A 12,101-nucleotide genomic window follows, 5' to 3' on the forward strand; every position below is an offset into this window, starting at 1 on the left:
TACTTATTCCTCTCCTTCTAATGTTTCCAACAACCGATCTTCATCCCAGACAAGAATGTTTAACGATTCAGCTTTTGCTAACTTGCTGCCGGCTTCTTCACCCGCAACGACCAAATCCGTTTTCTTAGAGACGCTCCCAGTCACATTTCCTCCAAGATTTTCAATACGTTCTTTAGCTTCTTCACGAGTAAAATGCGTCAATTTCCCCGTCAAAACAATTGTTTTCCCATTAAAATAAGAATCAACTGTTGCGACTTCTTCTTTTTTCTTCCCTAAATAATTCATGTTGACTTGGCTATTTTTTAATTCCTGAATCAATTCGTTTACTTCTGGTAGGCTAAAATACGCGACGACACTTTCAGCGATAATTTCTCCAATACCCTCAATTGAAATAATACTATCTTTTTCCGCTTGCTGTACAGCTTCCATTGTTTCAAAACGTTCTGCAATTAATTTAGCCGCTTTTGCACCTACATGACGAATGCCTAATCCAAAGAGCAGTCTCTCTAATGAATTACTGCGACTAGCATCAATAGCATTTAGTAGGTTATTAGCTGATTTTTCTTTGATTTTATCTAACGTAACCAGTTGGTCAAACGTTAATGTATAAAGATCTGCTACATCATGGACCATGTCTTTTTCAAACATTTGCATTAATACTCTAATGCCTAACCCGTCGATATTCATCGCGTTTCGAGAAACAAAATGAGATAAGCCTTCCGTAATTTGAGCCGGACATTTTGGGTTCATGCAACGTAAAGCAACTTCTTCTTCCAAATGAATCAGATCGCTGTCACAAGCCGGACAGTGCGTAGGAATCGCATAAGGTTGGCTGTCTTCCGGTCGTTCATCCAAAATGACACGAGTGACTTCTGGGATGATATCTCCTGCTTTATGAACGACTACAGTATCCAATAGGCGGATATCTCGTTCGTGGATCAAATCTTCATTGTGCAAACTTGCTCTCTGAACTGTCGTGCCCGCTAATTGAACAGGATCCATAATAGCTGTTGGCGTCACGACACCCGTTCGGCCGACTGACCATTCGATATCGCGAATTATTGTATGTGCTTCTTCTGCCGGAAACTTGTAGGCTATAGCCCATCTAGGAGCCTTAACGGTAAACCCAACTTCTTCTTGAACTGCAAACTCATTTACCTTGATCACGATGCCATCGATTTCATAAGGCAAGGCAGTTCTTTTTTCTTGAAATTCTTGAGTGTACGCCCATACTTCTTCAATTGTTTGGAACACTCTGCGGTCATGATTGGTTCGAAGTCCTAATTCATCTAATTGATGGAGTGCGTCTTCTTGGCTTACGGCTGTTAATTCACCAAAATCGCCAATCGTATATAAAAAGGTATTTAAATTTCGTTTAGCTGTTTCTTTCGGATCTAAATTACGCAATCCACCAGCTGCTGCGTTCCTTGGATTTGCAAAGATTGCTTCCCCATTTTCTTCGCGTGCTTGATTCAATTTAATAAAGGAATCTTTGGGCATGTAACATTCCCCGCGTACTTCAATAGAATAAGGATTTTTTAAGCGCAACGGAACTGATTTAACAGTACGAATGTTTTGAGTCACGTTCTCACCCACAGTTCCATCTCCACGTGTAGCTGCACGAACTAGCTTCCCTTTTTCATACGTTAACGATACGGCTAAACCATCAATTTTCAGCTCACAAATGTAGCTAAATGGTTGATCCGTTATTTTTTTGATACGACGATCAAAATCAAGTAGGTCCCCTTCGTTAAATGCATTTCCAAGACTTAACATAGGTACTTCATGAACCACTTTTTCAAAACCAGGCAGAATTGTTCCTCCAATGCGTTGTGTAGGAGAATCATTACTAATTAGATTCGGAAAAGCTTCTTCCAAAGCAACTAATTCGTGGTACAACTTATCGTAATCAGTGTCGGGTATAGATGGCGCATCCTTCACATAATATTCATAGCTGTATTTGTCTAATAACGACCGCAAATCGAATACCCGTTGTTTCGCAGATTCAAAATCTTGTGTGGACATGCCCTTAATTCCTTTCATACTTTAGTTTTATGGGAAACAGTAATAGTCATCTAGTCGCGTTACGTATTGGAAAATAAATCTTTATTTTTTATTTTTTATTTTTTGTCCCAATGGGAAGTTCCGCATCCTTTAGTTGAGCTGCACTTCCCAGACACTGGGCTATTTTAAAAATTGACGCAATGCGCGGGATGCTCTTGCTTTCAATTCTTTAAAATCGCTGCGTGTCTAACCGGGAAGTTCCGCATCCTATTTTACGCATCCTGTTTTTCGATTGGGGCGAAGGCTGCTAGTAGACGTTTGATGCCTTGTTCTTTAAAGGCTATATCAAGTTGGAGGTCATTGGCTGCACCGGTAACTTTGACTACTGTACCGACACCCCATTTTTTATGAACGGCTTTATCTCCGACATTCCAAGCTAATTTATCAGCTCCGCTTGATGTTTTGCTGGCTACTGGAGCTTTGTAAACTTGGCTAGTAGCTCGAGTTGCTTGATTGCGTTGCATAGAACTGGTTGTCGAGCGGCTAAATGGTGTATTTAGATTCTGTTGATTTCCTAGTTCTAAGACTTCATCCGTGATTTCATTGATAAAGCGAGAAGCCGAATTGCTTTGTGTACGGCCATATAAAACCCTTGAATATGCATTTGTAATGTATAGTTTTTTCTCTGCTCGTGTTATACCAACATAAGCCAGACGTCGTTCTTCTTCTAGTTGGTCTTCTTCCATCATCGAACGAGACAATGGGAAAATGCCTTCTTCCAGACCAATCAAGAAAACGATTGGAAATTCTAATCCTTTTGCTGCATGAAGCGTCATTAAGGTTACTTCGCTTTGAGGTTCTTCTTCCAAATTATCTAAATCAGAAACCAATGCCAAATCCGTTAAGAATGTCAGCAATGTTTTGTCTTCCGTATTTTCTTTTTCAAATTGTTGGGTTACGGTCAAGAACTCTTGAATATTTTCTAAGCGCGTTTCAGATTCAAGTGTCCGTTCTAATTCTAGTGCCTTTTGGTAACCACTCCGTTTTAATACTTCTTCCACTAATTCCGTAACAGGTACATATTCTTGCATTTGGCGCAAATCTTTCATCATGAAGCCAAATCCTTCAAGCTCACTAGCCGCTTTTCCAGTTATCGGTGTAATAGAAACATTCAAAGCTGTTTCCAAAAGAGACCAGTCGTATTGATTAGAAGAAACTCTCAACTTTTCTATCGTCCCTGGACCAATACCTCGCTTAGGTACATTAACGATCCGCTCAAAACTCATGTTGTCATCGGGATTGGCAATCAACCGAAGATAAGCCAGAACGTCTTTGATTTCTTTACGATCGTAGAACTTGTGTCCTCCGACCATTTTATAAGGAATATTTGATTTTAACAAGCTATCCTCAATGACACGCGATTGAGCATTGGTGCGGTAAAGAACTGCAAAATCACCATAATTGTAATTATTTTCTTTCATTTCTTCTTGTATCTTAGAAATAACGTAACGTGATTCGTCCCCTTCAGATTGCCCACGGTAATACGTAATTTTTTCGCCATCATGGTTATCCGTCCAAAGTTTTTTAACTTTACGTTTTGAATTATTTCCGATCACGTCATTGGCCGCTTGTAAAATCAATTTAGTTGAGCGGTAATTTTGTTCTAGTAAAACAGTATTTGCGTCTGGATAATCTTTTTCAAAGTTCAAGATATTTTCCATATTTGCTCCGCGCCATCCATAGATACTTTGATCAGCATCTCCAACAACACATAAGTTTTTAAATCGATCTGCCAACATATTTACTAAAGTATACTGAGCTTCATTTGTATCTTGGTACTCATCCACATGAATGTAATGAAATTTATTTTGATAGTGCTCTAATGTTTCTGAGCTTTCTTTGAATAAGCGGATAGTCAACATGATCAAGTCATCAAAATCCACTGATTGGTTGCGACGCAGTTCTCTTTGGTAATCATCGTAACAATCCGCGACAATATTTTCAAAAAAACTTGCTGCCGTTTTACGGTAGTCTTCGGGTGTCTGCAACTCATTCTTAGCATTGCTGATTTCACCTAAGATTGCTCTAGGGTTGTATTTTTTAGGATCGATATTCCGTTCTTTTAAAATTCGTTTCATTAAGGTTTGTTGTTCACCTGGATCACTGATTGTAAATGCACGCGTATAGCCGATACGATCAATATCACGACGTAAAATACGGACACACATCGAGTGAAAAGTTGAGACCCAGACATCGTTTCCGCCTTCTTTTAAGAGGCGTGCTACTCGTTCTTTCATTTCCTTAGCCGCTTTATTTGTAAATGTAATAGCTAAAATATTCCATGGGTTAACATTCTTTTCTTCAATCAAATAGGCAATACGGTGTGTTAAGACACGTGTTTTTCCGCTTCCTGCTCCAGCCATAATTAAAAGAGGTCCTTTTGTGCATACAACTGCATCTTTTTGCTTGGGATTCATTCCATTTAATAAGTCATCTCGTAATACCAATTTATTTACATCCTCTCTTCTTATAACATCCTATTTCAAATTAAAAAATAGGATTTGGACTTCACCAGTCTAGCAAAAACTTTTAAAGTTTTGCATAATTTCTCAAGAATAATTTTACCACAAATAAAGCCTCTCCGAGTAGTAAATGAACAGTTTCAAATGAAGAAAGTAAAAAAGAAAAAGGACTCTTAAAAAAGAATCTTTTTTCTTTTAACCTATTTTTTAAATTACAGTAGTTCCTAGATCCCTTGTATCGCAATTAGACTCAGCTGGTTGATCAAGATCCGTACTTCTTTTCTAGCTAAAGCGTAGTCATTCTGTTTCAAAAAAATCAAAATCTGATTAAAATGTTTTATTCTCGTTGGTTGGCTTACCTGCAGCAAACCTTGAATTTCTTGATCTACCTGTCCGTTGATACTCCTAAAGGTATCTAAAAATAGAGATGTTGTATAAGTATTTTTAGCATAATGATAAAAACTGGTCCAATAGTCAAATTCGATATCTGAAAAAACTTCATTTTCTTTTACATACGTTATCCTTTTTAATTGATCCATTATCGTTTCCAGAGCATCTGTATTAAATTGAATTTCTTTAATTTGTAAAAAATGCAGATAATCAATTGATAGGAGTTCCATAAACTCTAATCGTTCATGAAATCCTTGCAACGAAATCTGATTTTCACGAATTCGTATACCTTTATTTTGTTCAATAACTATGTACCCTTCTTCTTCTAACCTCAGAAAAGCCTGTCGAATCGGAGTCCGGCTAATACCTAATTTTTTAGACAATCCAATTTCTGTTATATGTGTTTGAGGTAACCATTGTTTGGTTAAAATTTGCTCCTTACTATATTGGTAAGCTGCCTCTACTAGTTTTTTTGGTTTAGACATTTTACTCACCTACCTATTTTTTAGCTATCGTTCTTTTGTCAACACAAAAAAATTAGCCTTTTTATTTTTTTACGCCTGTACCAATTATAAGATTTTTCTTATCTAACTTCAAGTCTACTTCTATACCTTTATGTATTCAACTCATTCTGACCCTTTAAAATAAAAATTTACTTAACCACTACTAAATATTTACATAGAATTTATACTAGAACGATATAATAGACTTGTTCCAAACAGAAACTATTTCTTTACTTTTTTTATAATTGTAAAGATCCCCCATCCTGAGGTCCGCTTTCTAAAGCGGACCTTCAATCATTGAAGACCACATAAAAGACAAATTCTCATTTGTCTTTTTATTTTATTTTCTCCTCTAGTGTTACTGAAGTTTTTTTAGGCCATTTCAGCCCTCCAATGAATGTTGAACTCAATATTAACGCACCCCCAACAATTTGAATACCACTCATTGCTTCTCCTAAGAATAATGCTGACATCACTACTGCAGCAACTGGGTCAATGTAACTCAACAGAGCAACTGTTTGGCTCTTTAATTTTTGCATCGCTGAAAAATACAATACATAAGCTAAACCAGTATGTACGATTCCTAAAACGATAAGATAAGGAACTGATGTGATCGTTATCCCTACTACATCAAACCCTTGTGTAAAGAAGACATACGGAGCAAGTATCACAGAAGCAACCATTAGTTGAATCATCGTGCTCTCTAAACTAGTTAAATCTTTTACAAATTTATTTAACATCATCACACTTGCATATAAAACAGCTGCACCTAAGCCATAAATAATCCCGATTGAATGTGTGTGACCTCCGCTAGATTGATTGCTTGTTCCTACGACTAAAAACATTCCCAACATAGCTACCAAAATGCTTCCTACTTTATTCAGCATCCATTTTTCTTTTAGTAAAAAAGGAGAAACAACCATCACGATTACCGGGGCAAAATAATAGCTCAACGTAGCATTGGCAATCGTTGTGTAATTATAGGCTTCAAATAATAAAATCCAGTTTAAACCAATAGCTGTTCCAGAAAAAAACAATACAACTGCATTCTTTTTTAACATCCCATACGAAACTTTATTTCTCTTAAAGAGCATGAAAACCAATAAGAATAAACTCCCCAATACTCCACGGTAAAGAGCAATTTCACTTGAAGTCAACTCAATATTTTTGACCATCAACCCAATTGATCCAAATAGCAACATTGCTATCACAACTTTTACCTTTTCTATTCCCATTTTCCACCCTCCTTAGTCTTCTTTTATCCGTTTTTATGTCGCCAATTCTCCTAAAAATGGTGTTAAAAAAAGCATAGGAACAATAAAGATTCCTATGCTTTTATACTTTAGTTAGTAGTTATATTACGCTTAGACTTACATAAAGAGTTATTCACCTAGACCAACTCTTTGGAAGATTTCATCTACATTTCTTAAATGATAGTTGTAATCAAAAGCATCATCAAGGTCTTCGGTCGTCAATACAGACATGATTTTTTCATCTTGTTCAAGTAAAGGACGGAATAATACTTGTTCGTCCCAAGCTATTGCTGTTTTTGGTTGGATCAAATCATATGCAGCTTCACGGCTCATGCCATTATCAATCAATTTAAGCAATACACGTTGGCTGTAAATCAATCCAAATGTTGCATCCATATTGCGTTTCATGTTTTCTGGAAAAACCGTTAATTTTTCAACAATCGTTCCAAAACGGTTTAACATGTAATTTAATAAGATAGTTGAATCTGGAAGAATAATACGTTCAGCAGATGAATGAGAGATGTCACGTTCATGCCATAGAGTAACATTTTCGTATGCTGTTACCATGTGTCCTCTGATGACACGTGCTAAACCTGTTACATTTTCAGAACCAATAGGATTGCGCTTATGTGGCATAGCTGATGATCCTTTTTGGCCTTTTGCAAAAAACTCTTCAACTTCACGCGTTTCGGATTTTTGCAATCCACGAATCTCTGTAGCAAATTTCTCAATACTTGTAGCAATTAAAGACATTGTAGCCACATATTCAGCGTGTAGATCACGTGGCAGAACTTGAGTCGAAATTTCTTGTGCTCTTGTACCTAGATTTTCACAGACATACTTTTCAACAAAGGTTGGGACATTGGCAAATGTTCCAACTGCTCCGCTTATTTTTCCAGCTTCAACACCTTTTGCTGCATGTTCAAAACGTTCAATATTGCGTTTCATTTCTGAATACCAAAGAGCTAATTTTAACCCAAAAGTAGTCGGTTCAGCATGCACGCCATGAGTACGGCCCATCATAACTGTATATTTATGTTCTTTAGCTTTTTCACCAATGATTTCAAGAATTTTTTGCAAATCTTGACGCAAAACGTCATTTACTTGTTTCAATTGGTACCCATAAGCAGTGTCCACGACATCCGTACTTGTTAATCCATAATGAACCCATTTACGTTCTTCTCCTAATGATTCGGAAACGGCACGTGTAAAAGCTACAACGTCATGTCTGGTTTGTTTTTCAATTTCTAAAATACGCTCAACTTCAAATGAAGCATTTGCACGAATTTTTTGGACATCTTCTTTTGGGATCTCTCCTAGTTCAACCCAAGCTTCAGCAGCCAGTATTTCAACTTCCAACCAAGTGTTGTAACGATTCTCCTCTGACCAAATGGCCGCCATTTCAGGTCTTGTATACCGTTCTATCATAATTATCCTAACTCCCTATTCATATATTCCTGTATCCGAAATGGTAGACAGTGTTTTTTCGATATCTTTGGTTGCTACTGTAATATGGCCTATCTTTTGCCCTTTTTCTGGGTTTGCTTTGCCATAATAATAAAAGTTCCAATCCGGCTTTAATTGAATTTGGACCTTTGCTGCTGCTTCATGTTCACTTAAAATAGTCACAGTGACTGCTGGGGTAATCAACTCAATTTCAGGTAATGGCCAACCGCAAATCGCACGAATATGCGCATCATACTGCGACATAGAACAGGCTTCGATGCTATAGTTTCCTGAGTGATGAGGTCTTGGAATCACTTCATTTACATAAAGTGTACCACTGGAAGTGATAAACAGTTCAATTCCTAACACCCCTATCAATTCAAACTTTTCAGCAACAGCTCTAGCGATGCGTTCTATTTCTTCTTCAACATACTGATTCACTCGAGCTGGAACGATACTTTCCTGTAAAATTGAATTTCGATGGATATTTTCTGACACCGGAAAGACTACTATCTCATTAGCATGGTTTCGTGCAACCATGACAGATAATTCCCGTTCAAACGGTATCCAAGCTTCCATTACACATGTACCCATTTTCAATAGATAAATTGCTTTTGGAATATCTTCTTCACTTTGAAGAACAAAACGATCTTTTTCATTATGTCGTTCATTAATGGTCTTCAACACACAAGGAAATCCAATCCCGTCTATTGCTCCTTTAATGTCTTCCACTGTAACGATTGTGGCATAAGGGGCCAAATTGATATTGCTGGCTTCTAAATAAGCTTTTTCTAATAATCGATCTTGAGTAATAGACAATAAATCAGCACCTTGTGGAACAGATACTGTCTTTTTCATTCTTATTATTGACTTTGCATCAATCGTGTCACATTCATATGTAACTACATCGCATTTCATTGCAAAATCCATCAATGCTTTTTGATTATCAAATGAAGCAATTATTTGCCAATCTGCAACCTGAGCTGCTGGACACCCTTTTTCAGGATCCAATACACCTATCCGATAGCCCATTTTTTTAGCAGATAAAGCTAACATGCGTGCTATTTCTCCGCCACCAATGATCCCAATCATTTTCCCTGGACTAATTAGATTAGACAAAACTATCACTACCTTCTAAAACTATTTGTTTTACTTTTTTGCTTCTCATTCCTAGTTTATCAGTTATTTTGTCATCTGTCATTGACAACCTTTAGAAAGTTGATTCTCTATTCATCAAACAGTTTAATATAACTTATTGCTTTTATTTATTCTCTTCGTTTCTAATTTCTTTACGGCGTTTTTTTACTTTTTTAGTCCAAAATCCACCATTGATATACTTAGGTTCATAAGAAATAATAAACGTTTTAGGTTCAATTTCACTGATTTGTTTATACAGTTTGCGTTCCGTTTTTCTAGGTGTCAAGATTTCTAAAACCATTCGATCGCCTTCACGACCAAATGCAAGACTTGTTGTCACACCGTATCCTAAATTACGTAATTCTTCAGGCATTTTGGTTTCCAAATCTGGAACAATTGCAGTAACCATAATGTAGCCAAGAGCTAAAAATTCTTCAATCTTAATTCCAAGAGCAATACCGACTCCGTATCCTAAAGCATAAACAGCCAGATTAAGGTAATTATCTAAACTATCCAACACTAATCCTAAACCGACAACATAAATGGTCACCTCAACCATTGAAACGAGCGAGGCTGCTAAGCGATAACTTTTCATGGTTAACATAAAACGGATCGTATTCAATGAGATATACACAACGTTAATGACAAATATTAATAGTAAAAAAGATAAATCTACTTCCATTTTTTTCTCTCCTGACTGATTGGTAAAAATTTTATTCCTCTATAAGATTATCAAAATTCCTTTAAATAGCAAGGAAAACAACTATAAACGAAGTACTTAAACAAAGGAGCTGAACTAAAAGCTATTCTTGCACTTTTAGAGCAGCTCCTGCTTATTCATGTACTCAATTTATTCCTCTACAAATTTTACTTGTCCTTCTTCGAAAGCACGAATGCGGGCTAACGAGTAAACCTCATAATTTTCTTCTTCAAGCAATTGGCGACCAACCTGAAAGGATTTTTCAATCACAATACCAACACCAACAACCGTTGCTTGCGCTTCTTGACATATTTTTATTAATCCTTTAGCTGCTTGTCCATTAGCTAAAAAATCATCAATCAATAATATACGATCTGTCTTTTCTAGAAATTTCTTAGAAATAACGATCGTACTCGTTGATTTTTTAGTAAACGAATACACATCTGTAGAGTACAAATCATCTGTTAACGTTAAACTTTTTTGCTTACGTGCAAATACCACTGGAACTCCTAAAGCCAAACCTGCGAATACAGCAGGCGCAATACCTGAGGATTCAATCGTTACTATTCTAGTAATCCCTTTATTCGCATAATGTTTAGCAAATTCATTTCCTATAGATTGCATAAGTTTAGGATCAATTTGATGATTTAAAAAGTTATCTACTTTTAAAACTTCTCCTCCTAAAACATTCCCATCTCTTAAAATACGTTCTTCTAGTTCTTTCATGAGGCCCAGCCTTTCTTTTCATTAATAGTTTTAGAGCAGAATAAAAAAAGCTTTCTCGTTGCTTATGCGTTCATAAGCGTTGAAAAAGACTCAAAATAGTCATCCATTCACATTGAATATACGCTTTTTCACGTAAAAGGTCAATCACTTTTAAATTCGAACAGATACTTAAGTTATAAAACACGAACATTTTCCTCGCTAAACCATTTTATATTCCATTATTTAATAGTCATTTTTAATAGAGGCTTATAAGTTAAACTAGAATTTATAAATCGAATGGTATACTATTAAACTAAAGCGATTTAAGAAAGGAGTTTAGCATGGGTAATAAAAGTTTACTAGAACTTATTAAACAGTATTGGTATCTAGGTATTTTATTTGTCATTCTTATAGTAGTGCTCGTTATTGGAACAAACCAAGAAAAACCCTGGTCAGAAAGTCTGGCGATAACTGAAACAACATCATCTACTGCAGAAGAAGCTGAGTCTGCTATTGTAGAATCTGAGGTTAGTTCTACTGTATCTGAAGATAAGGATAATGTATTTCGCAAAGAAACAAAATTATTTTTCTTAAGCGACCATCAGCCAATCATTGAAGAAATGGAAGAATCTGTTGAAAGTGAGCCAGAAGAATTGGAAGAATTCGAAGATTCCAGCGTTGAGGGTGAAAGTATTGAACCTACTGAATCAAGCAGCTACACCCCTACATATTCTAATGACACCTACTCTAAACCGAAAAGCTCAAGTTCTTCATCTACTAACAGTTCGCCTAAGCCAACTACTCCTAAACAACCTGTTAAAGATCCAGTACCTGAGACCGATGAATCAGAGTCTGTTCATGAATCAAATTCAGAACCTGTAGAAACACCAGAACCTGATCCAGAAACACCGGAAGACCCTTCTTCTGCTCCAGAAATAATCGAGTCAGAAACGCCAGCAGAAGAAATCCCTTCAATTGACTCTTCCATTAGTGAAGAATAGAAAATACTCTTTACAACACAAAAGTACATTGTCCTTTAGACAATGTACTTTTTGTATTACTTCAATTAAGACTATCTGTGCCACTCTTGGAGAGAAAATGTTGTTTTGACAGCTTCTACTCGACACTCCTAGGCTATTTTCATCAACAATTATCCACTAAACCGCCTCTACTCGACATTCTTAGAACATTTCCATCAGCAATTATCCGCTAGACCTCTTCTATTCGACATTCTTAGTCCATTTCCATCACCAATTATCCGCTAGACCTCCTCTACTCGACATTCCTAGTCCATTTCCATCAACAATTATCCACTAGACCTCCTCTACTCGACATTCCTATCCCATTTCCATCAACAATTATCCGCTAGATCTCCTCTACTCGACATTCCTAGTCCATTTCCATCACTAATTAACCACTAAACCGCCTCTACTCGATATTC

Annotated in this window: 9 protein-coding genes; 1 reads left to right on the forward strand and 8 read right to left on the reverse strand. The window is 36.5% G+C overall.

The features are described 5' to 3' along the window. Positions 1 to 3 precede the first annotated feature (3 nt). The 8 genes from ligA to ABS916_RS02810 all read right to left on the reverse strand — a co-directional run bounded on the left by ligA (position 4) and on the right by ABS916_RS02810 (position 10,681). Entirely contained in the window at positions 4 to 2,025 is a 2,022-nt protein-coding gene (gene ligA, locus ABS916_RS02775; RefSeq protein ID WP_350450658.1) for an NAD-dependent DNA ligase LigA, read from the reverse strand. 251 nt (positions 2,026 to 2,276) lie between these two features. After that, complete coding sequence (pcrA, locus tag ABS916_RS02780; protein WP_350450457.1) at positions 2,277 to 4,511, reverse strand: DNA helicase PcrA; 2,235 nt, start codon at positions 4,509 to 4,511, stop codon at positions 2,277 to 2,279. Between the two features lie 239 nt (positions 4,512 to 4,750). After that, positions 4,751 to 5,401, reverse strand: coding sequence for a GntR family transcriptional regulator (locus ABS916_RS02785; protein ID WP_350450458.1), 651 nt, complete (start codon positions 5,399 to 5,401; stop codon positions 4,751 to 4,753). 353 nt (positions 5,402 to 5,754) lie between these two features. Then, entirely contained in the window at positions 5,755 to 6,654 is a 900-nt protein-coding gene (locus ABS916_RS02790) for a DMT family transporter (protein ID WP_350450459.1), read from the reverse strand. Positions 6,655 to 6,801: 147 nt separating this feature from the next. Then, complete coding sequence (gene purB, locus ABS916_RS02795) at positions 6,802 to 8,100, reverse strand: adenylosuccinate lyase (RefSeq protein ID WP_350450460.1); 1,299 nt, start codon at positions 8,098 to 8,100, stop codon at positions 6,802 to 6,804. A 15-nt stretch (positions 8,101 to 8,115) separates the two neighbouring features. Continuing rightward, positions 8,116 to 9,246 carry a 5-(carboxyamino)imidazole ribonucleotide synthase gene (gene purK / locus ABS916_RS02800; protein WP_502880574.1) on the reverse strand — a complete coding sequence of 377 codons (1,131 nt, stop codon included), beginning with the start codon at positions 9,244 to 9,246 and terminating at the stop codon, positions 8,116 to 8,118. A gap of 133 nt (positions 9,247 to 9,379) precedes the next feature. Continuing rightward, positions 9,380 to 9,937, reverse strand: coding sequence for a DUF2179 domain-containing protein (locus ABS916_RS02805; protein ID WP_035023684.1), 558 nt, complete (start codon positions 9,935 to 9,937; stop codon positions 9,380 to 9,382). A 168-nt stretch (positions 9,938 to 10,105) separates the two neighbouring features. Further along, on the reverse strand, positions 10,106 to 10,681 hold the full coding sequence (locus tag ABS916_RS02810) for a xanthine phosphoribosyltransferase (protein WP_089975816.1): 576 nt from the start codon (positions 10,679 to 10,681) through the stop codon (positions 10,106 to 10,108). A gap of 320 nt (positions 10,682 to 11,001) precedes the next feature. Here ABS916_RS02810 and ABS916_RS02815 point away from each other — a divergent pair, with 320 nt between their 5' ends. Further along, complete coding sequence (locus ABS916_RS02815) at positions 11,002 to 11,661, forward strand: hypothetical protein (RefSeq protein ID WP_350450462.1); 660 nt, start codon at positions 11,002 to 11,004, stop codon at positions 11,659 to 11,661. Positions 11,662 to 12,101 lie beyond the last annotated feature (440 nt).

Origin of the sequence: Carnobacterium sp., assembly GCF_040274945.1 — a bacterium.
In the GTDB taxonomy this organism is placed as follows: domain Bacteria; phylum Bacillota; class Bacilli; order Lactobacillales; family Carnobacteriaceae; genus Carnobacterium_B.